The 21,699-nt window shown below is 43.5% G+C and carries 37 protein-coding genes; 10 read left to right on the forward strand and 27 right to left on the reverse strand.

Features of this window, described 5'->3' with window-relative positions; translation table 11 throughout:
• Positions 1–482 precede the first annotated feature (482 nt).
• Positions 483–896, forward strand: coding sequence for a DUF1090 domain-containing protein (locus AACT23_RS09890; RefSeq protein ID WP_255211884.1), 414 nt, complete (start codon positions 483–485; stop codon positions 894–896).
• 120 nt (positions 897–1,016) lie between these two features.
• On the opposite strand, the gene AACT23_RS09895 is transcribed toward AACT23_RS09890, so the two are convergent.
• The 3 genes from AACT23_RS09895 to AACT23_RS09905 form a co-directional block, all read right to left on the reverse strand.
• Positions 1,017–2,167 (reverse strand): IS3 family transposase gene (locus AACT23_RS09895; protein WP_094129147.1). Its coding sequence is split into 2 segments (ribosomal slippage): positions 1,017–1,924 and positions 1,924–2,167, totalling 1,152 coding nucleotides; the frame shifts between segments, so codons are not numbered across the junction.
• Positions 2,168–2,293: 126 nt separating this feature from the next.
• Positions 2,294–2,605, reverse strand: coding sequence for a chemotaxis protein (locus AACT23_RS09900; RefSeq protein WP_094129150.1), 312 nt, complete (start codon positions 2,603–2,605; stop codon positions 2,294–2,296).
• 74 nt (positions 2,606–2,679) lie between these two features.
• Positions 2,680–3,240: a replication endonuclease gene (locus tag AACT23_RS09905; RefSeq protein ID WP_445286078.1), complete on the reverse strand. Its 561-nt coding sequence runs from the start codon at positions 3,238–3,240 to the stop codon at positions 2,680–2,682.
• 57 nt (positions 3,241–3,297) lie between these two features.
• Between AACT23_RS09905 and AACT23_RS09910 the strand changes: the two genes are divergently transcribed.
• Positions 3,298–3,429, forward strand: coding sequence for a hypothetical protein (locus tag AACT23_RS09910; RefSeq protein WP_339373566.1), 132 nt, complete (start codon positions 3,298–3,300; stop codon positions 3,427–3,429).
• Positions 3,430–3,942: 513 nt separating this feature from the next.
• Here the strand turns inward: AACT23_RS09910 and AACT23_RS09915 are convergent.
• Positions 3,943–4,458, reverse strand: a complete 516-nt coding sequence (locus AACT23_RS09915; RefSeq protein WP_094129153.1) for a helix-turn-helix domain-containing protein — start codon at positions 4,456–4,458, stop codon at positions 3,943–3,945.
• 121 nt (positions 4,459–4,579) lie between these two features.
• On the opposite strand from AACT23_RS09915, the gene AACT23_RS09920 reads away from it, so the two are divergent.
• The 5 genes from AACT23_RS09920 (at position 4,580) to AACT23_RS09940 (ending at position 7,450) form a co-directional block, all read left to right on the forward strand.
• A complete protein-coding gene (locus AACT23_RS09920; RefSeq protein ID WP_094129156.1) occupies positions 4,580–5,884 on the forward strand; it encodes a phage/plasmid replication protein, II/X family in 1,305 nt (434 codons plus the stop codon).
• A gap of 9 nt (positions 5,885–5,893) precedes the next feature.
• Entirely contained in the window at positions 5,894–6,175 is a 282-nt protein-coding gene (locus AACT23_RS09925) for a single-stranded DNA-binding protein (protein WP_094129159.1), read from the forward strand.
• Positions 6,172–6,522, forward strand: coding sequence for a hypothetical protein (locus AACT23_RS09930; protein WP_094129162.1), 351 nt, complete (start codon positions 6,172–6,174; stop codon positions 6,520–6,522). Before AACT23_RS09925 ends, AACT23_RS09930 begins: the two co-directional genes overlap by 4 nt.
• Before the next feature lie 68 nt (positions 6,523–6,590).
• Entirely contained in the window at positions 6,591–6,830 is a 240-nt protein-coding gene (locus AACT23_RS09935) for an RstC protein (protein WP_094129166.1), read from the forward strand.
• A 209-nt stretch (positions 6,831–7,039) separates the two neighbouring features.
• Positions 7,040–7,450 carry a DUF3653 domain-containing protein gene (locus AACT23_RS09940; RefSeq protein WP_094129169.1) on the forward strand — a complete coding sequence of 137 codons (411 nt, stop codon included), beginning with the start codon at positions 7,040–7,042 and terminating at the stop codon, positions 7,448–7,450.
• A 349-nt stretch (positions 7,451–7,799) separates the two neighbouring features.
• On the opposite strand, the gene AACT23_RS09945 is transcribed toward AACT23_RS09940, so the two are convergent.
• The 17 genes from AACT23_RS09945 to AACT23_RS10025 form a co-directional block, all read right to left on the reverse strand.
• Entirely contained in the window at positions 7,800–8,207 is a 408-nt protein-coding gene (locus AACT23_RS09945; protein WP_094129173.1) for a hypothetical protein, read from the reverse strand.
• Positions 8,204–8,590 (reverse strand): hypothetical protein, encoded by a 387-nt coding sequence (locus AACT23_RS09950; RefSeq protein ID WP_094129176.1) that lies wholly within the window; start codon positions 8,588–8,590, stop codon positions 8,204–8,206. Before AACT23_RS09950 ends, AACT23_RS09945 begins: the two co-directional genes overlap by 4 nt.
• The gene (locus tag AACT23_RS09955) at positions 8,587–9,006 is read right to left on the reverse strand and encodes a M15 family metallopeptidase (RefSeq protein ID WP_094129179.1); all 420 of its coding nucleotides are present in this window, start codon (positions 9,004–9,006) and stop codon (positions 8,587–8,589) included. The genes AACT23_RS09950 and AACT23_RS09955 overlap by 4 nt, the downstream gene beginning before the upstream one ends.
• A gap of 56 nt (positions 9,007–9,062) precedes the next feature.
• A complete protein-coding gene (locus tag AACT23_RS09960) occupies positions 9,063–9,233 on the reverse strand; it encodes a hypothetical protein (protein WP_176428676.1) in 171 nt (56 codons plus the stop codon).
• A gap of 1 nt (position 9,234) precedes the next feature.
• Positions 9,235–9,930 (reverse strand): hypothetical protein, encoded by a 696-nt coding sequence (locus AACT23_RS09965; RefSeq protein WP_094129182.1) that lies wholly within the window; start codon positions 9,928–9,930, stop codon positions 9,235–9,237.
• Entirely contained in the window at positions 9,930–10,649 is a 720-nt protein-coding gene (locus AACT23_RS09970; RefSeq protein WP_094129185.1) for a hypothetical protein, read from the reverse strand. The genes AACT23_RS09965 and AACT23_RS09970 overlap by 1 nt, the downstream gene beginning before the upstream one ends.
• Positions 10,649–11,128 carry a hypothetical protein gene (locus AACT23_RS09975; protein WP_094129188.1) on the reverse strand — a complete coding sequence of 160 codons (480 nt, stop codon included), beginning with the start codon at positions 11,126–11,128 and terminating at the stop codon, positions 10,649–10,651. The genes AACT23_RS09970 and AACT23_RS09975 overlap by 1 nt, the downstream gene beginning before the upstream one ends.
• The gene (locus AACT23_RS09980; protein WP_094129191.1) at positions 11,115–11,492 is read right to left on the reverse strand and encodes a hypothetical protein; all 378 of its coding nucleotides are present in this window, start codon (positions 11,490–11,492) and stop codon (positions 11,115–11,117) included. Before AACT23_RS09980 ends, AACT23_RS09975 begins: the two co-directional genes overlap by 14 nt.
• On the reverse strand, positions 11,470–11,688 hold the full coding sequence (locus AACT23_RS09985; RefSeq protein ID WP_094129194.1) for a hypothetical protein: 219 nt from the start codon (positions 11,686–11,688) through the stop codon (positions 11,470–11,472). Before AACT23_RS09985 ends, AACT23_RS09980 begins: the two co-directional genes overlap by 23 nt.
• Positions 11,689–11,690: 2 nt before the next feature.
• Complete coding sequence (locus AACT23_RS09990) at positions 11,691–11,990, reverse strand: hypothetical protein (RefSeq protein WP_094129197.1); 300 nt, start codon at positions 11,988–11,990, stop codon at positions 11,691–11,693.
• Between the two features lie 10 nt (positions 11,991–12,000).
• Positions 12,001–12,840, reverse strand: coding sequence for a major capsid protein P2 (locus tag AACT23_RS09995; RefSeq protein ID WP_094129200.1), 840 nt, complete (start codon positions 12,838–12,840; stop codon positions 12,001–12,003).
• Positions 12,840–12,965 (reverse strand): hypothetical protein, encoded by a 126-nt coding sequence (locus AACT23_RS10000; RefSeq protein ID WP_255211886.1) that lies wholly within the window; start codon positions 12,963–12,965, stop codon positions 12,840–12,842. The genes AACT23_RS09995 and AACT23_RS10000 overlap by 1 nt, the downstream gene beginning before the upstream one ends.
• 220 nt (positions 12,966–13,185) lie before the next feature.
• On the reverse strand, positions 13,186–13,896 hold the full coding sequence (locus tag AACT23_RS10005) for a hypothetical protein (protein WP_094129203.1): 711 nt from the start codon (positions 13,894–13,896) through the stop codon (positions 13,186–13,188).
• The gene (locus AACT23_RS10010; RefSeq protein ID WP_094129206.1) at positions 13,886–14,437 is read right to left on the reverse strand and encodes a hypothetical protein; all 552 of its coding nucleotides are present in this window, start codon (positions 14,435–14,437) and stop codon (positions 13,886–13,888) included. Before AACT23_RS10010 ends, AACT23_RS10005 begins: the two co-directional genes overlap by 11 nt.
• A 3-nt stretch (positions 14,438–14,440) precedes the next feature.
• Positions 14,441–14,728 (reverse strand): hypothetical protein, encoded by a 288-nt coding sequence (locus AACT23_RS10015; RefSeq protein WP_094129209.1) that lies wholly within the window; start codon positions 14,726–14,728, stop codon positions 14,441–14,443.
• Positions 14,721–15,059 (reverse strand): hypothetical protein, encoded by a 339-nt coding sequence (locus tag AACT23_RS10020; protein ID WP_094129213.1) that lies wholly within the window; start codon positions 15,057–15,059, stop codon positions 14,721–14,723. Before AACT23_RS10020 ends, AACT23_RS10015 begins: the two co-directional genes overlap by 8 nt.
• A gap of 12 nt (positions 15,060–15,071) precedes the next feature.
• The gene (locus tag AACT23_RS10025; RefSeq protein WP_094129216.1) at positions 15,072–15,293 is read right to left on the reverse strand and encodes a hypothetical protein; all 222 of its coding nucleotides are present in this window, start codon (positions 15,291–15,293) and stop codon (positions 15,072–15,074) included.
• 194 nt (positions 15,294–15,487) lie between these two features.
• Between AACT23_RS10025 and AACT23_RS10030 the strand changes: the two genes are divergently transcribed.
• The gene (locus AACT23_RS10030) at positions 15,488–15,976 is read left to right on the forward strand and encodes a hypothetical protein (protein ID WP_141195558.1); all 489 of its coding nucleotides are present in this window, start codon (positions 15,488–15,490) and stop codon (positions 15,974–15,976) included.
• A gap of 552 nt (positions 15,977–16,528) precedes the next feature.
• On the opposite strand, the gene AACT23_RS10035 is transcribed toward AACT23_RS10030, so the two are convergent.
• Positions 16,529–17,140 carry a hypothetical protein gene (locus tag AACT23_RS10035; RefSeq protein ID WP_094129221.1) on the reverse strand — a complete coding sequence of 204 codons (612 nt, stop codon included), beginning with the start codon at positions 17,138–17,140 and terminating at the stop codon, positions 16,529–16,531.
• Positions 17,141–17,146: 6 nt separating this feature from the next.
• Entirely contained in the window at positions 17,147–17,326 is a 180-nt protein-coding gene (locus tag AACT23_RS10040; RefSeq protein ID WP_094129224.1) for a hypothetical protein, read from the reverse strand.
• 237 nt (positions 17,327–17,563) lie between these two features.
• Here AACT23_RS10040 and AACT23_RS10045 point away from each other — a divergent pair, with 237 nt between their 5' ends.
• Positions 17,564–17,836 carry a hypothetical protein gene (locus AACT23_RS10045; RefSeq protein ID WP_094129227.1) on the forward strand — a complete coding sequence of 91 codons (273 nt, stop codon included), beginning with the start codon at positions 17,564–17,566 and terminating at the stop codon, positions 17,834–17,836.
• Between the two features lie 235 nt (positions 17,837–18,071).
• Here the strand turns inward: AACT23_RS10045 and yciH are convergent, their stop codons facing one another.
• The gene (gene yciH, locus AACT23_RS10050; RefSeq protein WP_064626153.1) at positions 18,072–18,383 is read right to left on the reverse strand and encodes a stress response translation initiation inhibitor YciH; all 312 of its coding nucleotides are present in this window, start codon (positions 18,381–18,383) and stop codon (positions 18,072–18,074) included.
• A 7-nt stretch (positions 18,384–18,390) separates the two neighbouring features.
• Positions 18,391–18,762: a DUF3319 domain-containing protein gene (locus AACT23_RS10055; protein WP_013867787.1), complete on the reverse strand. Its 372-nt coding sequence runs from the start codon at positions 18,760–18,762 to the stop codon at positions 18,391–18,393.
• 102 nt (positions 18,763–18,864) lie between these two features.
• Between AACT23_RS10055 and AACT23_RS10060 the strand changes: the two genes are divergently transcribed.
• A complete protein-coding gene (locus tag AACT23_RS10060; protein WP_094129230.1) occupies positions 18,865–19,824 on the forward strand; it encodes a tyrosine-type recombinase/integrase in 960 nt (319 codons plus the stop codon).
• On the opposite strand, the gene AACT23_RS10065 is transcribed toward AACT23_RS10060, so the two are convergent.
• Complete coding sequence (locus AACT23_RS10065; protein ID WP_017045559.1) at positions 19,808–20,812, reverse strand: D-alanine--D-alanine ligase; 1,005 nt, start codon at positions 20,810–20,812, stop codon at positions 19,808–19,810. The genes AACT23_RS10060 and AACT23_RS10065 overlap by 17 nt on opposite strands.
• Before the next feature lie 171 nt (positions 20,813–20,983).
• Positions 20,984–21,565: an SPOR domain-containing protein gene (locus AACT23_RS10070; RefSeq protein WP_094129233.1), complete on the reverse strand. Its 582-nt coding sequence runs from the start codon at positions 21,563–21,565 to the stop codon at positions 20,984–20,986.
• Positions 21,566–21,699 lie beyond the last annotated feature (134 nt).

Consider the following 21,699-nt stretch of genomic DNA (forward strand, 5'->3'; position numbering starts at 1 on the left):
ATCGCGTTGGGTTGCTTTTCGTTGTGAATTTAGCGGAAAAATAACCTTCAGCATCCAAACGTCCGCCGAGCATGCTACGCTCGTCACTTTTCTTCCAAATCGCTCAATTTGAGTTTTTTGGTTTCTTTGCTGATTCGGCATTTTGGTTTATAAATTAATCGGTTAGTTTGTTTCAAGTTTACAAAAAAGCTCGTTCTCTGGTTTTGAAAGTCTCGGTGTCAATTGGTTGGCCTAACAAACGGCTCAAGAGGGATTGCCAACGCGTGGTGGCTTTAGTGCAAAATTGAAATTCAGTGTTTACAGTGAGTTTTTTGAGTTCGGCTATGCGTTGTCAACCCCTTAGCCGGGCGTTAGCATTCTGAGGACTTAAATAGTCATATTCAAATGGTAGAAATCAATCATCGCGTATAATAGTTGTGTGACAATTCACCATTTTGTAGTTTAATTATCCCTTGTAAAATTATTTAAAGTTAGTTGTGTTAATGAAAAGAGCAAATGTAAATTTAATGTTGAAAGCTTCCGGTGTTGTACTGTCTATATTGTCATTTTATAGTTTTGCTTCATTGAACTGTTCAGGTTTTTCTGGGTGTGAAAAAAAGTATTGTGAGATTGAGCAGCAAATAGAAAGTGCTCAGTTAGCTAATAATCAAAAAAAGATAGAAGGACTAAAAGTTGCCCTAGCGGAAGCCAAGTCCAATTGTAGTGACACAAAACTTAAGCAAGATTTAGCTGACGAAATTAAAGAAACTAAAGATAAAATTGCCGAATATAACTTAGATTTACAAGAAGCAAAGGGAAGTGGCAAGGATAACAAAGTCAGGAAATACCAAAATAAAATTCAAGAAGAAGAGCGTAAATTGGAGTCGCTTCTACAAGAGTTATCCGAATTAGGCTAGATAATGCTAACAAACGCTTCAAGAGGGACAGCCAACGCATGGCATTTTTATTATGCGTTGGTTTTTGTGATTACGGTGTTATGCGGGAAGTGATCTGCTCCAGCTAGACTGGACACTTCATTAAGCGACATTTTGCTGTTCAAAGTTAACTGGGCTTAGATACCCAAGAGCACTGTGCCTTCTCGTCCGATTATAATCAACCTCTATGTACTCGAAGATCGTTTGGCGCATCTGGTCTCTCGTCATAATCGGCTCATTTTGGATTGCTTCAACTTTCATAGAATGGAAGAAGCTCTCAACACAAGCATTGTCCCAGCAATTTCCTTTCCTACTCATACTTTGTTTTAGATTATAAGCAGTTATGAGATCTCGATAATCTTTTGAGCAGTACTGACTACCTCGATCACTATGAACGATAACCTGCTCGGGGAATCCGCGACGGAACAACGCCATTGATAGCGCATCACAGACCAGCGTAGCCGTCATTCTGGTATCCATAGACCATCCAATTACTTGTCTTGAGTAAAGGTCAATAATTACCGCCAAGTACAGCCAGCCTTCGCTTGTCGCTATATAGGTGATGTCTCCAGCCCATTTTTCATTCGGAGCAGATGCGCTAAAATTCTGAGCCAACAGGTTTGGAGCAACAGGCATTTGATGCTTGCTGTCCGTAGTGCACTTAAACTTGCGTGCAGCTTTCTGCGTTAAATCTTGACGCTTCATACTGGCAGCAATGGTTTTAACATTGTAGCGTTCACCGTTCTCAGACAGTTCTTTTTGGATACGCCTTGAGCCATCTCGGCCTTTGCTGTTGTCGAAAGCTTCTTTAACTTTTGTATCAAGCTGTTGGCGAATAGCCTCACGTTGGATGGCGTTGTGCCGATGCTTAATCCAGTAATAAAACCCACTTCGGGAAATCCCGAACACCTTAGCCATACGCACTATACTGAAGCACAGCAGGTGTTCGAGCATAAACTCGTAGCAATCTACTTTAGATTCTTCGCGAAGTAGGTGGCGGCCTTTTTTACAATTTCTAGCTCTTCAGCTTGCTCAGCCAACTGCCTTTTGAGCTTGGCAACCTCTGCGGTTAGCTCTTGCTCTCGCTGACTAGTACTGGTGTCTTTCTTCGAGTTCTTCCGCCACCCGTAGATTTGAGATTCGTGTAAAGAAAGCTGTCTTGCTGTCGCAGCTACTCCCACTTTATCTGCTAACTTCAGGGCTTCTGCTTTAAATTCAGGGGAATGTTTAATTCTAGTTTTCTTAGTTGTCATTGTTCACCTCGTTAGTGATTGTACTCACTTAACTCAGTGTCCAAAACTGCTGGGGCGGATCACATCCAGAGCGAATCAACTTTATCCATGAGTTCTAAGAATTGAGCGTCAGTCATGATTTAGTGCCTACTTATTGCCAAGTTCAGGTAATGCAAAAAGGTGGAAGCCGTTCAAAGCAACGTGCTTACCTTCATCATTACCAAAGCTGAATTCTTTGTACTGAATTTCAAATGTCATACGTTTACCAACGCACTGAGTTAGAAGCTTACCAGCCTCACCACCTTTCCAGAGCTCAGGGCTAACCTTGACCTCAATAGCGTCAGTGGGGTTAGTGGTGATAAGATTGATTTTGCCAATCAGCAAAAGCTCACCACCACGACCGTTTTTAGTTTCTTGAATGATGTCAGATGAATCTAAAATTAAGCCTTCGATTTTCATTTTGTTGTTTCCTATCTTGACGGTTAAAAATTAAAAAGGGAGTTATTGACACAAGTCCAAGTCCAAGGGCGGCATCAATGGAGCATATCTGGCGGGGCTGCGCCCACCAGATACGCCCCCTCGATGTCGCCTAAAAGAATGAGAGCCTCAAGCTCCTCGTAATAAGCGCAAACTTCCTCATACTCTTGAAAGCGCTTATCACACATGCGCTCATATTCCTTTTCAGCCTCAAGGGCATCATAAAAATCAACAACGCCCGACATAATGCGTTTTTGAGCTGCAAGGAATTTCTCTTTAATGAAATGCTCAGTTTCGGATAAGTCAGATAGCACAATGTCGCCCTCTTTGAATTCTTCTCTTAATCTGCGCATTTCACGCCAAACGGACACGGATGGACCGCCGATAAATTGAAACTGTTTAATGCCGTTAACACGCGCCCAAGTGACCACGCGCTCAGCAGCGTCAATACCGCTAAGTGATGAGTCTCTATCGGAATCAATGTGTTTGCCGTCAATGCTTTTACTGATGTATTTAGCAACATAACCAACGGCGCTACCCTTGGATGGGTCGATGTATTCAGAGGTGAAACGATGCTTTTGAGCGCCTTTCTCGTTCGGGGAATCTCTGAACGCCAAGCGCTTAGGGAACACATAGCAAAAAAGCACAACGGGCTAGGATTAAGAACAATATCAATGGGTTGCGGAGCATTGGTGTTAGCGATTAGCACGCCTAAAGAAGCAGTATTACAGTGCGCATTATGTGATTGGATTTATGGTGAATGCTTGTCGGTCAGTACCATTGCGATAGCACTGGCCGGAACCTGAAAGGTTCATTTATCCATAAATTTCGTAATACGCATTTTTTTGCGCCCAGGAGCGCACCCGCCAATCTAACTTCAACCTCGGACTAGCCCCGCAGGGATAAGCAAAGCACGAAGTGCAAGCGCAGCACCAAGCCGCCCGACTAACTTGAAATTAGCATCAGATTTCATCGGCGCGGTTAGTCGCACACTCACTGATTAATCACACTCCCCACATCCTGCTAAGCCTTCTCTTAGAGCCTGATTTCTGACTGGAGGATGGCGAAGACTGAGCAAAGACGACAGGAAGAAAGAAGAGCGAAGAGAGAGAATCGGGCGGGGAGGCAAGCGTAGCGCCACGTCGATTCTCTCGGGAACACTTCATCACGCACAAAAAAGCCTATTTTAGAATGGAGGGGCCCCGTTTCGTCGGGGAGGAACCATTCTCAAAATAGGCTCATTTTCTAGTGTGACATTCGTCACGAGAAGTCGGGTAGACTTCCTTTAATAGTCTACCCTTGTGTAATATTTACACATATTACGATTTGCTTTTCTTGGCTATTTCTCTTTTTAAGTTATTTATCACTATCTCTTTGTCTTTATCACTGTCAAAACTCACATGCCCATTTTCTGCCCAGCTCAGCATTTCTTTCGCGTGTTCTACTTCTTGAATATTAAAAAGTTCATATGGGTATTCTGAAATGCTCGCTAGCATTTCTATAAAACCTTTTTTATCATTTATGTATTCTGACATACCGAACAGCATTTCTGTATGTGGTACCTCATTCATGAGTATTCCAACTCTTCTAATGAATTCAAGCTCATCAAGCTCAAGATCATCTTTTTTCCCCTGACAAATTTCTTTCTCAGTTAGTTGTAAGATCTTACCTAATTTACTTACTTGGCTAGCTTTAGGTTCTGTAGTTCCTTTTTCCCACTTATAGATAGTTTGAACTGTTACACCCATTTCTTCAGCTACAGCTTCTTGCTTTATCCCTAGCTTTATTCTTTGCGTTTTTAGCGTATCACCAATACTCATGTTTGTGTAATCCACATCAAGTTAACCTTATATTTAAGTTTACACCCATTTTTGTTTGCTCTAGTATCAACCCACACAAAAGTTTGGCTTTCAATAAACAAAAGTTTGGCATTAACTTCTTGACAGGTTTTTTTGTATGCTTGATTTACTTCGATTAATGGTACCTTTCAAGTCTGAATATTGTTTTCAGCTCGAGTGCCGTTCGTCTTGTGGATCGGCTTACTATGAGGAATTGAACGTTGCTAAAGTTGCAACCGATACAGGTTTTATTGGCTCTGGTGCAATTGAAAGAGATGAATTTGGAAAGGTAAACAATGTGTTTAGTGAGTTTATTCCTTTTCAGCAAGTGCCTTCGAGTTATACAGGCATTGCACTAAAATTTCATAATGGCTCAGTAAATCTTCCCCCTCACATTGAACTCAAAGCCAGTCCGGCCAAAATTATTCAGGGTCATAACGTATTTGGACCGAATTGCATTCTTATGGCGTACTCCGAATTTTACTCTTCGTTAACTTTATCTAATCCAGAGTTAGCGTTAATGGTCGATTGGGATAAAGCAGAGGTTTTGCAGCTTGATTGTACATTTTCAGCCCGCGTTGAAACTGAACAGCAGTGTAAACAAGTAATAAACCATTTTAGAAATGTATCTCATGGTCAAGTTCGCTCATCTCGTTACGATTTTGAAACTACTTGTAAACATAATACGAACTCTTCTTATTGGGGAGGCAAAACATACTCAAAATACCATGAGTTTATCAAGCAATATGATGAGTACTCAGACAAAGCAAGAAAAGGGGATAAGCATGCTCAATTTATTTTTGATGCGATGTCGGACCCTCGGATTCTACACTTTGCTAAGTACCTTGTTCGTTTTGAAGCAGAAGTTAAAAAACGCAAACTAAAAAAGTTAGGCATACCAACTAATATTCATGAATTAATCAAATACCAATATCAGCTGAGAGAAGAGACTGGCAAAGAGTTAATTGAAGAACTTTGGAAAGAGACATACGGAAAGCTGATAGATAATACATTCAAAGGTCAAGCCATGAACATTTACGACGATGAAAAAGTACAGCAAACCTTACGAACGTTCCACCAAAAAATCACACCTAAAGGTAATGTTAGTTACGCTAAAGCCGATAGGGCATTTTCTTTTTATAGACGCTTATTGAATGAGGGCTTCAAAGAGGTTCAGCGTTCTTTTAGTGTTCGTAAGACTTTTTATAATAATCTGAACATGTTACTTGACTCTGGTTTTACTAAGGCTCAACTCCAAAACTTAGCCGGCAATGGCATGAATAAAGTTGTTCCATTATGTGAAATTATTACGATCGATTTTTCCAAACAAACTCCTGACTGGTATGTCGAACCTGACTACGGGCCAATGACCAAACAACTATTAGAATTTGATAACAACGTAATTCAGCTAAAAACAGCGTAAGGCGGTAATATGATTAAAATAGAGATTTTCAAAGAAGATGAACGCGTAGAAACACGCATCTCCAGAGCGAAAGATGATAAGCCATCTCGAACATTCCATGAACAACATGCATACGCTTATTTAGGTGGAAAATTTCCATCATTAATTAAATTGTCACTAGAAAAGGATCAACCACCTTATGTGGCTGGACTCTATACATTGCATAGCTCTAGCTATGTTATTAATAACTTTGGCGCTTTGGAATTAAAACGCTTTGGTCAGATTATTGAGCCTTTGGAGGTTGATCTATGAAAGAGCCTAACTCGACTGAAATAAAGATAAGAATGGGCTTACCACGTGAGGCTATTTTCATTGGGTGGCTTATCCATAACCCTGTGAAAGATGATTTCTTAATGACTTGTAAAGATTCAGGTCTGCTTTCGACAGCGTGGTGTTTAAGCCCAGAAAAAGCTTTGCGTTTCAAGCAGTTTAAGAAAGCGTTCAAAATGCTTGAATCATTTGAATTATCCGACAGGGCAATGATTGTTGCAGCATTTGATATTGGCAAGCAAATCATGATCTCGTCACCAAACCAAGAGCCCATGATGGCAGATACTGATAATCCATTTCGTAAATTTGCAGAAATACTAAATCAATAAGAACAAAGCCCGTAACTGATAGGACAGCTACGGGCTTTTTATCACAACCAACTGAAACGGAGTTGACTATGACCATGAAAGAATACACGCTATCAGATGTAGAATCTAAGCTAAATGCAATTTCCAACATCTCAATTTTCTTAGGTACAGGCGATTGTCCTGATGAGATTGCCTTTAACTTACGAGATCATATGCACGATGAAATAGAAAACCTTCAAGGTATGTTGAGTTTCATCCGGCTTTATCCAGAGCTTAAAGCCCAAGAACAGCAAGCATCAAAACCCCAAATCGATTCATCCAATCCCTAAAATGACCATACCTAAAGTGCGTATTATTTTGGCTTATGTGAAATCAATTTCTCTACTGAGTCAATAATCAGTATGCATTAAATAGACAGTATTTTAAGTACATCACAAACAACTAATATATATAAAACGCGATACTTAATGTCTATTGTCACCAAAACCCATGAAAAATATGATTTTTGTTCCATTAATGAAAATGAGAACAAGATCACATGAAAAAATCAGTCAGGGACGAACTTTACTGCCACGACCTTTATAAAAACCAGATTATCGACATTATGCTGTGGCATTTTGATGATCACAAAGAGGCGGCGGAATACTTCGGAGTTCACCCTAATACCGTTAAGAACTGGCAGAAAAACCACTCTTGGCCGCTTTCGGTTGTCCGTTTGCTTTTGATTAAGCATAGGGGCTATTTGCCAACGGGTAAGGCGTGGAGGGGCTTTAAAATACGTGGGGATGTGCTGTTTACGCCGTCAGGTCGCCAGTTATCTGCGTATGACCTTCAGGAACTCGATATTCGTATGGAAATCGGCTCGAATGTGATCGAGTTCAGACGTAAAAAAAAGAGGTTTGTGACGAGTAGGCGCAAACGTAGCCGGGCTTTGATTCGGCCAACCTAAAAAGCGGCCTATCTTGATTCCTGTTACACTTATCAAAATCTTGATTTATGTTACAACAAACAAAGCCCACATGATGTGGGCTTTTGAGTCAGTGCAGTTGTTATTTGCGCTTGGTGGGCTTTTTCTTGGCTTTTAGAATGGTGCCGCCTTTGCCCCAACGGTAACCCTTTTTTAGTGTCCCGTCCGTTTTGAGTGCTTCTTTTTTAGTTGCCATCTTTTTTCTTTCCTTGTTCTAACAGTGTGATTCGTAGGTTGTGATTGGTTGTTACTTTGGTTAGCTGCCACGCTAGCCACAAACTTATGATTGTGTCGGGCGTGATTGTCCATCCTGATAAGAATGTGAAGTCCATTATTTACCTCTGAATTTGTGTGAGAAAAATTCGAGTAGGTAACGCAGCATTGAGCGCATTCCGAGCGTGTCGATGACGATTGCCCCGATGACATACCAATACGGCTCTGGTATTTGCTGCAAGCTTTGGAAGCCTGCGTGAACGTATTGCGCGTAATCGGGTATGAAACACAAGATAATGGGGATGAAGAAGATGAATAGAAATTCGTCTTTGTAGCCGCGCTCTTTGATGCTTAGCTCATCGAGGTTCGCGGCTTTTTCTTCACCTGATTGTAAGCGTTCCATTTGTTTGTCGTGGCTCGCTTGTTTCATTTCGTCTTTTCGTTTTAGCTCGTTGGCTTTGTTTTGGTTATGTTGTTTGTAGGCGTCGATTCCACCTGTTACCAAACTGACGATTGCACCTATCATATTGTTTCCTCTGTGAGAGGGCGTCCTACTAGGTGACGGTACTGTACTTTCATTGGTCGCCCTTTGGTGCCAAAGAGTTTGTACAGTAGGGGCTGATAGTCGCCTATTTTCCAGAATACGCGCTCCGCTTCTTGGGTTAGGGTGTAATCCCAATTGAGGTGGTGTTCTTGGATGACTAGGGGCGTCAGCTCTACGGGTTTATGGCCGTTCATGGCGGCTGTTATGTCACTGAGTAAATCGCCTGCGGGTTTAGTCGCGTCTTTGGCCGCATTGTCTAGGGTTTCGACGGCTTTGGCTGCAAAGGTGCGAACGATGAAGTAAATGACCGTGATAGCGATAAGGGCTATCACGGCTGTGCGGTTGATGTTGATTGAGCTAATCATGGATACATGCTCTTTTTCAGCTCAATGTGTGGACCATCTTTGATGGATGTCCAATCACCACCCCACACGATCGGAATATCTAACTGGTTGGCCGCCTGCTTAAAGGCATCTGCTACGGCTTTGTAGTATTTCCATTCCCATGTGCCTTTGCCATTTTCGTCATAAACCATGAAGTCGACGGCGTGGCCTGTTTGGTGGCGACTCTTCGCGTTTATTCCGTCAGCATTGCTTTTGCCTGACGCGAATAGGGCGCGCTGTTCTTCTGCCGAACGCACGCCACTGGTAATGGCGAAATCATACGGCGATAGAAGTAAGGCGAGGCTAACGACATTTTTAAGGTCTTCATGAACCCCTGCCATTTTCGCTTTACTTCGCGCTGATAACGCCCATTTGCTTAATGTTTTGTTGTCTCGCATAAGAAAAATCCCTATTAGTGCGAAAAGAATTAAGATCAAGTGGATTGGTTTCATAGTTAGGCCGTTGGCATTTCTATGATGTCAGCAGGTTCGATTAAGCCTTGTTCCTCGGCCTTGTCGATTCCCCACTGAAACCAAAAGCGGTGACCACGGGGAACTGTCCACTGAGCACCCGTTTTGGGGTGGTTTGCGATAACTGCGGTTTTGTTTTCGTTTGCGTATTTCATGTTATGGCCTCGCGTCTAAGTAAAAGTAAATGAGCGCCATTCCACCAACCGCATTACCCGCCGATACTGTCACGCTTTTTTTAGATAAATACACCGAACCGTGTTGAGCGGTTTCACTTATCACTATTAACGCTGGTGTTTTTTTCATTGCTGGTACTAGGGGCATACTCCCATACTGCACTTCACCACTTGGCGAGTGAACGTTTAAAATCAACGGGTACGGATTACCCTCGTCCCCGTATATCTGAAAAAACACTTTACAATCAACCAACTCGTCTTTCGATTGCTGATAAATCGGCTTAGTTTTGCTATCGGCTGCAATAATTCGGCTGAATTTTGAGTTTAAGCCACTGATTTCAATCTCAATATATTCACCCACACCTGCAGCGTTTTTATCGGCGACACCATTCACTTTGATGACGGGCGAGCCGCTAATCACGTCTAGGTTTGTGCGAATAAGGCGATCACTTTCTAGCGTGTTGGGGATGAGTTGCAGCATGGAGCCACTGACTAAACGAAAACCGTCTGGCTCAATGTAAACCTCACAACCTGCTGGTCCTGCTTTCCATCCATCACAGAAATAATCACCTGCTGCAATTACACCGTCCGGCTCGTTTGCTTGGTTGATTTTGCCCCGTGGGTTGATCAACAAGTTTTCAGCTATCGCATGACGTGGAGGAACGTAACCAAATTGCATTACAATTCCTCCCCAACGTAGAGCACATCACCAACCGTCCCGACCAACGTCACCAGATTGGAAGCGGGGAACGGCACAACCGCACCCGCTGCCACGCGCAAGAAACCTTGCACGACAATCTCACCTTGATTAGTTTCCGGTGCTTGCAGAATTAAGCCTTTGCGTCCTGCTTTGGCTGCAATGGTTTTATTTGTCACATCAAAAGAGACATCAGGCAATCCGTTAATCACTGGATCTTTATCGTGTAAGTTGCTCACTTCAAACGAGATAGGTAAGTTGCTCACTTCAAACGAAGTAGGAAAATTACTCACCTGAAACGAAGCAGGGAAGTTACCAACATTGACCGACTGATTTGGCGCAATACTCATTGCAGGCATCGAGTTGATGTCTACGGGCATTTGTATTGCTACCGGAAGCGTTAAACTGGTCGATGCAATATTGATGGATGAACCAACCCCCGCAGATGCGGCGGTAAAGGCATCAAAACCTGCTTCAATTTCCACGCTGTTGTTCGCGCTTGAGGTGTTGTACACATCCAAACGAGTGAACTGCTTAGTGGGTTCATTTCGGCCAATATCGTAGGTTTCACCAAAACCAAGTTTGATTTGGTCGTTGCTTGGATAGAAAGTGATAAGAACGGGCGCGCTACACGCCCGAATATAGACATAGCGGCCCTCTATCTCCATTGACATGCGCTTATGCGGCAAAATCAAAGACATTAGTTTGAACTCCTAAATAGTGAACCGATAACCACCAAACCGATAACAATCGTAATGGCAGTTAATATCCCTTTGAGCATGGTTTTACTGGCTTCGGCAATTTCGGCTTGTCCACCTGTTTGCACGTTCTTAGCCAGTTGGCCGATTGCTTCAATTTGTTCGCGGTTTTGCTCAGCTTGCTGCAATGTCAAATCATTGAGGCTTTGCATGTGCTTATCCGTCAAATCACTGACTGCACCCAAAGATTCACCGATAACATTCTCACCAAACGCAAGTGAACCGGTTAACGCCATATCCGCAAAAGAGAGCGATTCCTTGCCCAATTCAAAGGCCGCATTAATGGCCCCGTGGTCAGTGGTGGTAACGGTGTTCCCGTTGCCCATAATCGCCACGCCTTCGTTATCACCTTGCAACGCATAGTTGTTGGTATTGACAACGGTGGAGTTGCTACTGGCACTAGATGAACTACTGCGCCCCATGCTCACCCCCTACAGCCATACGATAGACACGCTCACTTTCGCGAAACGGTAGGCCCATCAAACCGACAAGGGCAGGGCGTTGCGTATGGAAGCGTATCGAGTAACACCCGATTTGCTCCGCTTGCTCAACCACGCGCTGTGACGTTTCTTTTAGCCCCTCACCAACCGCCGCAACGACAACCATTTCAAGCCCGTTGACATCACGCTCGATACGAACCACATAAAGCGTATTTTTGATTTGCCAGATGTGGGACAAACCGCGCTTGATTTCGCCCAAAACCGCCTTGGAATACTCACCAAGGGCAGGCGTTAACTGCTGCGCCATTTCTGGGCTGTATTCTTTATTTACGATTTCGAGTTGCATAGAAAAACGCCCCAATTATGAGCAAGGTGACGATGACGACGGCGACACCTAGCCCTGTGGTATTGGTCTCGTTACGGCTCCCAATACCACCGAAATTCATAGAGCCTTGCGAGTTGGAAGAGCCAGATTGTGCTGGCCCTGCGCCAGCACTGATTCCCCCTGCACCGCCTGAGATACCGCCTAGTAGTCCCAACATAGTTACTTACCTCGGCTTAGCGACATGACCAACACGGATAAGATGATCACAAACGTCAGCCCGATAACGCCCCAACCCCAAACAGGCACACCGCCATATTTTTGGTTAGGTAGGGCGACCAAGGTTTCACCGTTGGACTGTTGGCCTTTGACGGGTTCAGCTTCACGAAAATCATTAGGGTCGCCCGTGTTTTGAGGCACGTTTGACATGTAATCCCATTTTGATTTTTCGGTTTCGTTTTTTGATTTTTCAATCTCAACGTAAGCCCCTAGGCCATCTTTGATAAAATCAGTCCAAGACATGTGCGCCCCCTTATGCTGTAGGCAGAGGCTTAACCATCCGCACGCCTTCAATCAATACAGGGAAATCCCCCGCATTGGTCTTTTTCACGCGATAGACAAGGTCACCACCTGGGGCGTATTGATGGAACACACCGAGCGCACCAAAACCCTGCTGAACTGGGTCAAACACAAACGTGTCCGCAATTGGAGTACGTTTAAAGCGTTGCAAATCTTCGTTGAAGTCTGCCGCTGTGCCTTTGGTGTAAGTCGTACCGTCGATTTTGATTTCTAGCTCTTCAATATCTGCGCCGGACATAAAGATGCGGCGTACAAAGAAATCAGATTCCGATGGAACCGAAATATCGTTGTAACCACCGCGCGCGGCTTTCATTGACGTAGAAATGATCTCAGGTAAGAAATAACGCTCTGGTTGTGCTGGCATCGTTAACGCGCTAGCGGTCAGAACGGGGGAGGCCACGCCAGCTTTGAGTTTGACGTAGCATTTCCATGTATCGGTGATTTTGGTCACCATTTCGCCAAGGAATTGCCCTTCAAGGCTTGTCATTGACGGGTCACCGAAATAGATACAAATGCGGTTGTCATTCCAGTGGATGCCTGCTTCAGTCGCTAAGTCTTTTAGCTCTTGAGGCGTCACAAAGATATGAGGCTTACCGTTCAGCTTGAACTGGATGTATTCAATATCGGTTAAGTTCAAGTTGTGGCCGATTTCCACCATGTAGTAAGTCGGGCCAACGGGGATAGTTAGGATAGCTTCCTTACCTGCGAGAACGTTGTCCCAACGGTCAATACTCTGGCGGCGTGGAAGTTGGTTAGACATCAGTGCACGAATGGCGGCTTTTAACTGTGACATTAGATACCTGCCTTATCTGTGATTTTCTTGACTGAGCTATTTTTCTTAGCAAAGCCAATCGCAACGAGAACAATAACGACGACTAACGCCGTACCGCCCCATGCTTTTAGGTTTTTCTTATTCACGTTTGAATCCTCTGTTTGTGAATAGTGGGAGAGCCTTAACCCTAACTAAACAGCACCGGAACTCGTCAACGACAGGAACAAAAAAGCACCGGAATGTCCGGTGCTTTTGGTAAACTTTGGGGGGTTATGGCTGAATTGTTTACCAGTTACTAGCAACGCTTTACCAGTTTCATGCAACAAACGGCCAATTTTCTGCAACTAATTACCACTAACACGGTCATTAGCCGTAGTTCACACCGACAAAACGCCCCCAATCATCAATGCGTTTGATTTTACCGCCTACCCGTAGCTGCGGTGTTCCCTCGCGCCAGATGTCTGATTTAGCGCCATTGAAATCAATTTTACCGGAGCACACAACGCCACTACCGGAACGCCACTGGAAGAACTGGAGTTTTTCGCGTGGAATGAGATCAATATCAACGCCCAACTTACGCGAAATATAGACCGCATCATCATCGGTGTTGTGCATACACACATGGATAAATGAGCAGTTATTCATGACCGACTTATCCACCTCTTGGCCGCGCTGCACCGTTGCCAGAATAAGCGGCTCATACGCTAAGCCCTGATTCACTAAACGGCCCCATGCGCCTGCGGCTTTTGCGGTACCCGTTACGGCGGCTAACTCTTCGCAAATAATCACAGAGGGAGCCTGACGGTTAAAGTTAAATGCCACTTCGCAAAACAGCTCAAACATTTTCGGGTCAGAATGAATGAACGCAATGCGGCCGTCTCCGGTAGTGCTTCGAGCCGCTTCCAGAAACTCTTCCGGTGTAGTGCAGGCAGTAAAGCCCATTTGAAAGGCGTATTCGCCTTTTGGATCCCATCCAATCACACGCTTACGCTTTTCCGCTATGCGCTTAATCAGTACCGATTTACCGGAACGTGACACGCCTATAGCCAGAATCATTTGTCCATCATTACGCTGCATCTTCTTGGTGCTCCTGTGTTGGCCCTTGCTCGGTGGCTTGCTGTTTGGCGGTGTACTCTTCCATTATCTTTCCACCCAAACCCCACGCCGCAAACGCAAGGCTGATATACATGCCGTTTTCAGAAAGGAACTGCGGTAAACCGCCTTTAGGGTAGTGGTGCATAATGACCGGAGATAACGCCTCAACGAACTCATCAATGGCATCGTCACAGGCAGTCAGCCCGACCATTTTACGCACCGCCATTTTACTCAACTTCGACACACTTTGATTCGTCGCCACAATGCCGTGGCGCAAAAGCTCCGGTGTCACTTCGGGGTCATCTTTCCATTTCTCAAGTGTGGCAAGCTCAATATCAACCTCTTGCATCCTTGATAATGTTTCCGGTGATGCAATGCGTTCAGGCTGCATGGTTTCCGGTACTTGCTCCGGTACTCCGTCTTCGTCAAAGGCATCATCATTGGCCGCGACCAATTTATACTTAACCGCTATTTGAGCGTACTCACGCTCCACCGTTTCCGGTGATATATCGACTTGATTCATGGCTTAATCCGCATCCATAAGTGTTGTAAAACCAGTTTTTAAGGGCTTTTTTTCCGGTGGGTTTCCGGTGCTCTCGATTTGCTCGCAGGTGCCTAGAATAGGCAGCTCCTCCGGTGCTTTTGCCGCATCCACCATCGCTTTTAACATCGCTTGGCCGGAACGAGTTTGATAAGAGAGCACACCGCAGTGTTCGCAGTTCATATCAAGGGCCGTTCTTGCGCCGCCACGCGATCGAATTTCCGCCACATTAGCGCAAGTCGGGCAGGCCACCTTAACCAATACCTTAGCCATTCGCGCCCCCTTCCAAACCTTGGTGCAAGTGCTGATTGACAAGCTGCTGCGCCAATTCCAGATGCAACTGCTCAAAGCTTTTGCGAAAGCTGCGTTCTTGGGCGCGTAGCTCTAGGTATTGCGGCATCACGCTAAACGTCTCCATTAGCCCGTCTAAATCGGGCATATCGGCCATAGGGTTAAATTTGGCTAACATGCCTTTCTTTTTCGGTTGGAGTGCCTCTACTCCGGCTAACATGCCTTTCTCTAAGGCTTCCATTTGGTCAAACAGTACATCAAGGTGCTGTTTGCACTTGTGCAGCTCAATATAAATAACTTGAATGCTTTTCATCGGTGCGGTTCCTTACTGAACGAATACGGGGTCATTGGCGGCGGCCAACGGAATAAAGTGATCGAGTATTTGAGCGTTAAGGGCATGTTGTTCATGCGCAAGTTGACCAGCAATGCGAACAAAGCTGCAAAGCTGCGGAAGTGGGATAGGTTGGGTAATATTGGGGTGCGTGACCGCATGACGGTACAACGCTAGCTTATTCAGCTGCTTTTGGTGCGGTTTTAGACTAGCCATAGCTTGTTTTCCTTAACTGACGTTTTAGAAACAAGCCGAGAAGTGTTCTGAATCTATCGGTTAAATACTATACAAGGTTCCGGTGGAATTGCAATTTAGGCATGTGATATCAAAACTTGATTTGTGTAACAGATTTCATCATCTTGTTTGTTGTAACATAAATCAAGATTTTAAAGCCGAAACGGAAATCAAACATGGTAACCCAATGCAAAGTATCCATTAGCGACGACATGAAAAATCTACTTCATGACTTTCAAGAACAGATAGGATTGTTTAGAGACGGTTACGAATACAGCAACAACCCTCAAATATCCGTCAAAATAGCTCAGTATTTTATGGATACTTACCCTGACTTCTATTTTCTCGACGGCCCGTTAACGCCGCTTTCCGTCTTTAATGAATGCAACCCTATGATTAAAAATGGCCGCAAAAGCAAGGGCGAAACGCAAATGACCATATTTGATGAACTTTTACCGGATAAACTTGGGCATGGGGGAAAAAGACCCGGCTCGGGCCGAAAGAAAAAAGAGTCAAGCAAACTTGTTCGCGTTCCTGAGTCTTTGGTCGATGAGTTCACCACACTGAAAGATTTGTATCATCGCCTTGATGAATTAGATAAAAATGAAATTAAAGACCAGCTCAAACACCTGATCACTTTTGCCGAAGTCAATCAGCCCTCATAAAAACTCACCACAACCACCTTCGGGTGGTTTTTTTTCACCCCTCTTAAATCGCACCCCTTACCTTGCTAAGCCATCGCGAAGCGATATAAACGACCTATATCCTCAAAGCGTTTGTTGAAGCCATTCGACCGTGTTGGAGTGCTTCAGCGCAATAAGGCCGCAGCTCGCTTGCGAGCTAGAAAGGCCGCTTCATTCTTAACTTATCCCCGTTATTTCGGGGATAAGGTTATAAGTTCTTTAATTTTCTTAATACCATTTGTTCTAGTCGAAGACTATGACGGCCACAAAATACGAGTAACAACTGGGATTGAATACTAGGAGTAGTTAATAATCACAACGCACAGGGTTATCCACAACGCGAGCAAAAAATAGCCGCCGCACAGGCTAAAGGATCACAAATTCAGGCACAAAATAGGGCTTACACTTGCCTTGTTTACGATTAATTGATACATTGAGACTAATTAAAATTCGCTTTTAATTTGCCTATCAGCATATAGATAACACGAAAACCGCCTCTAAGGCGGTTTTGTCGTTTCTGACCATTGGGTTTATCTAAACGGGTATAGGTTCGCGCTGTGGGATGCGCTCAGATGCTTCTTTACGGCGGCGGCGTAGTAGGGTGATTGGGGTTTGAATGTACTTGATAGGGCGTCCTAGGCGGCGTGCGTACATCTTCAGCCAGTCTTTAGCGGCTTGCTTCGCTTTCTCGTACTGTTCGAATATGCCTAGGTCTTTGAAATAGCTGTCTGTGACGCGTTTGATTGACGCTAAACCGCGCCATTTTTCGATGTTATCTTTGCCTGTATAGGTTTCTCTTGGCTGCTTAGAGGTGATCCAACCACGGCAAAAAGCAAACTTAGCGCATTGCTTAACGCGCCAAAGTGGTAAGCCGCATTCGTCTGCAATGAACTGCCAAGAACGCAGCGCAAAGCCGTCTTTAGTCGCAACACCAACTTTATTTGAACGAAAACACATTTCATTGACCAGAACGGTCATAACACGGGCAATATCAGTAACGAACGATTTACGAACGCCACGGCCGTTAGTGGTCAAGAACGCGATGGAGCTAGACGGGCATTTAGCAATTTTTTCCAAAACAGAACGATTTAAAGCCGCCAGAGGGCGGTCTTTACGTTGTTTTCCTGTTTCGTTAATCATGCTCATGGTAGGTTATGCCGCCTCAATCAAGCATTTGATGCGGTAAAGCTCATTCAACGCGCCACGGTAATAGTTTTCACTGAGTTCTTTAGCGTGGGCCGTTAAGGATGGGTTAGTACGGTATTCATTTCTTTGACGCTCTAGAGCGTCAATGCGGCTTTTTATCGTTTCGATTTGGTTTGGTTTTGGCATGGTAATAATCCTTTTCTAGTCAAGAAATCCCCGTCCAACTTATCGCCATCTATCAAGGGGGGCGTCCCTTAACACCGTCAACGTGTTCGACTCACTCGGGTGTATAAGGGACAATTCTTGATAGATGTCGGAACCATCTCGGCTTGGACGTAGTCATTTAAGATCATTTACTAATTGCTGTCGACTGCTTATAACCAGTACCCACGGTGGACTATACTCGGAAATGGAGGTGTAAACATGATAACTACACTTGATTTACTTAATAGATTAAGAGTTGAAAAACAGCTACTTAGTGATAGGCATGTAGCTAGATTCTTGGAACTTAACCATGCTACCGTTAATAAATGGCGTAATGGCGGCACAATGAGCGAAGAAATAGCTTGTGAAGTGGCAGATTTGCTTGGTTTAGATGTAGATTTAGTACTGCTTGCAATAATCGCAGAACGATCTAAAAGTAACCGTGTAATTGAGGCTGTTGAGAAGGCAATTGAAAACAGGAAAATTGCTTAAAATTGGTAGGCAAAAAGTAAAGGTAACTTATTGATTACGCTGTGAAAGTTGCCTTTCTTTTTTGCCTGTCTTGGTGCGTATTATGTATATTATGTTAAATAAATGATAACAAAATGAAAGCGCCATGCCTTTATGCGCTTTCTAGGGATGTAGCCATTAAACATAATCAGTATTTACCATAAAATACCTAATAACTAGTCTGATAATCGAAGATTTCATTCTAGTTATTAATACGTTAATTTCCGGCTAGTTTAACTATGAAACCTTTCTTTTCTAAATAAGCTTTAATTTTGTCTCGAGCATCACCCTGGATTTCTATTTCACCATCTTTTACTGAGCCGCCACACCCACAACTTTTCTTGAGTTCTGCCGCGAATAGCTTTAGTGCTGTATTATCTAAATCCAAGCCGGTCACGATACTCACGCCTTTCCCTTTTCGCCCTTTTGTTTGACGATGGATTCTAACCACTCCATCTCCTTTAGGGCGTTCTATAACTTCAGGCTCAGCTTTGATACGGCCTAAATCCGTAGAATATACAAGTGTCATAAATCATTTACTTCTTTAATTGTTCTGCTTTCTGTTTTGCAAGCAAATAAGCTTCGATATGTTTTTGAATAGCCACTTTTGAACCTTTGATTAAGCGACCATTGAAAAAGCAATACCACCCATTGAGCTCACCTGTATCATTCTTCAGTGTAAAGCCGCCAAATTGCTCTTGTTTACCATTTGGAGCTTCTCTCTTCTTACCTACCGCACTGAACTCTCTAGGATCAATGATAGAGGCAGTATCACACCACCAGTCTATGCTTTTTTTAACTGCCGCAAGGTTACCAGTCAAAACATGGTTTTTGATCTTAACTTGCCATATATCTGTAGAGTTAGGCGCAGATGTAAGGGTAAATCCTCGATACGTCGCTATAGCCATATGTTATTGGTCTTTTTAATTATAGGTTAGTTAAATAATAATTGTATCTTCACCGTTATCAAGTATATTTATCGATAAACCATATTGTTATAGTGCATCAAGATGAAAAAAAACATCCCTCTCATCACAGATCCTATGATTTTAAAACAAAAGGTTACCGAATTTTCCGACACAGTTTGCTTTGAACAATTTCAACATTTGACACATTGGCAATATTCGAAGAACTCCGCTTTGGCCATGACTAAAGATTGGAATCATTTTGTTACATTTTGCAAAATAAGATGTGTTACTCCTCTTCCTGGCTCAACAACAGCTGTTAGGCAATTTATCGAAACGGAAGCTCGTGTGAGAAAATACGCGACTATCAGGCGTTACATGGTCACCATTGGTATCATCCATCACCTACTTTCGATGAAAGACCCCACGCAAAACCGACTCACTCAACTTTCTTTGTTTCGTCTTAAAGGAGAGAAAGGTGATGATGCTAAGCAAGCGACACCGTTAACGAAAAAACATTTATTAGCACTAGATATACAACTTATTCATTCATCTCACAAAAAGGATATCCGCGATCTTGCCATCTATTATGTGATGTTTGAGTGTGCTTTGAAACGAAGTGAGCTTAAAAAACTAAGTATAGGCCAAGCCTTAACTGTGGATGGGCAAATGAAGATCATCGTGGGAAATGCCGATTATTATCTTTCTGAATCGGCCTCTCTTGCACTTAAAAAGTGGCTACAATTACTCAATAAAGAGTCGAACATTGTGTTTTGTTCAATCGATCGCCATGGCAATATTTCAAATAGATCTTTAAATGATGCGTCTATTTTCCGTATCTTACGTCATGCAGGGCAACGTTTAGGCATATTTGAATTGAGGTTTTCAGGCCAATCAACCCGTGTTGGTGCGGCTCAAGAACTGGCGAAACAAGGTTATAAAACTCAAGATATTCAGCAATTTGGACGATGGTTAAGCCCTGCAATGCCAGCTCAATACATTGGTAAGCTCGACATTGCAGAAAGTGAACAGATGAAATTTAAGGTCATTAAACCTTTTGATTGAGTGACGTTGTCACGCAATTGGCTAGAAATTCATGAAACCTATGCCCATTATGCTCTAACATTTTAGGAAACATTGAAATGGGAGTCATGCCTGGGAAGGTGTTAACTTCATTAAGATAAATGTTTCCCTCTGGGGTTAAAAAGAAATCAATACGTGCAAGGTGCCTAAGCTTCATGTGGGTAAAAACCCTAGCAGCACAATCACTTATCATTTCTAATTGATCTCTGGTTAAATTCTGAGCTTGCACTTCAGTCATCGAATGGCTAGTCGCACTGTATTTTTCTTCATAAGTATAAAATGCGTCTTCTGGTGCGATGATCTCACCCGGCTTAGAAAGATATAAAACACCATCAAGCTGATAAGCGGCAACTTCTAATTCCCTAGGTTTCACTGCTTTTTCAACCAGAACTTGTTCCGAGTAGCTAAAAGCCGCATCGATTGCGCTGTTGAGCTGGGAAACCTCGGTGACTTTGTAACAACCAACAGATGAGCCTTGTCTCGCCGCTTTAATAAACACACTTCCCCATTTTTCCAGAGCTTGCTTACACTGCTGATGCGCTTGTGCATTATTTTCTGAAAGAAAAAGATAAGGTGTATTAGGAATACCCAGCGCATCGTACCAAAGCTTAGATGTAATTTTATTAAAGCTGTTAGCACTGGCTTCTGGACCACAACCTAAATATGGGATGCCAGCCAGCTCGAGCATCGATTGAATGTCGCCCGTTTCCCCTGGATAACCATGAATGCAAGGAACCACAAAATCGATATTGACGGCAACACCATTGGTATTCAACGTTGCAGCATTCGTGTCTAAGAAACTCAGATCGCCCTTTTCACTGTACCAACCATCGGGTCGCATTTCGACGCGAATAACTTGAAAACCTTCTGTTTTTTCAAGTTGTGCTTGTAAATAGTTGGCTGACACAAGTGAAACTTCATGTTCTGACGAACCGCCACCACATAATAATAGGATTGTTGTTTGAGTCATTAAAATCTGTCCATGCTGCTGACGAATAAACTATAAAGCATGATAATCAATTCAGTGTGAAGTTACACGGTTTTAGCCAAGGAAAACCTTTTTACTGTTGTAACAGGCTAAGTTATAAGCAATAAAGGGGCATAAGCCCCTTTGATCATTTATTCGCGATAAAATCCAGAATCAGTTCAACTTATTGAGTGTCGGAAATTCCGAATTTTTGATGGTATCAATACTTTTGGCAAAAGGTTTCATTGCTTGAAACTCGGTTGGCAGTGTTTCAATTGCTTCAACAGCATCGGCACGAGTTGCGTAGTCACCATAAAGTACGGTGTACCACTTGGTTCCATTCACTACTTTATAATTTTCCCAAATAGGTTGGCCGTCAGAATTGGGCAGTTTACTGGCAAACTGATCAACTTTATTCTGTGATCCAACAGCAACGACCTGAATGGTGTAGCCAAAACGCGGATTCATTGCCGTCTGTTTAGCTGTCGGTGGAATGAGCGCTACTGCGGCTTTGCTTTGAGGGCTCATCTTAACGACTTTTTTCTCTGTATCGTTAGGAGACATCTTCACCACATTCGTTTCGACATTGCTCTCAGAAATTCCAGTAGCCATGCCTTCTTGAGCGACTACTGGTTGCTGAACCGGAGCAACTTTGTACTCTTCACGATGGCTTTCAGAGGTGACATCGGTAATGTATGTATCAGATGCACAGGCAGCCAGAAGCACTGATAAACCGACAATTGTGATTTTTTTCATGAATTGTTCAACGCCTTAAGTAGAAATTACTATAAATCATGCCGATAGCGACGCTCAGAATCAAGCTCGCTTTGTGATTATATACCTTTGTACTGTGATTTATGGCACAAAGTCGCAGTTGTCTCACGACGTAA

The sequence above is a fragment of the Vibrio sp. V09_P4A23P171 genome (assembly GCF_963875615.1).
Lineage (GTDB): Bacteria > Pseudomonadota > Gammaproteobacteria > Enterobacterales > Vibrionaceae > Vibrio > Vibrio anguillarum.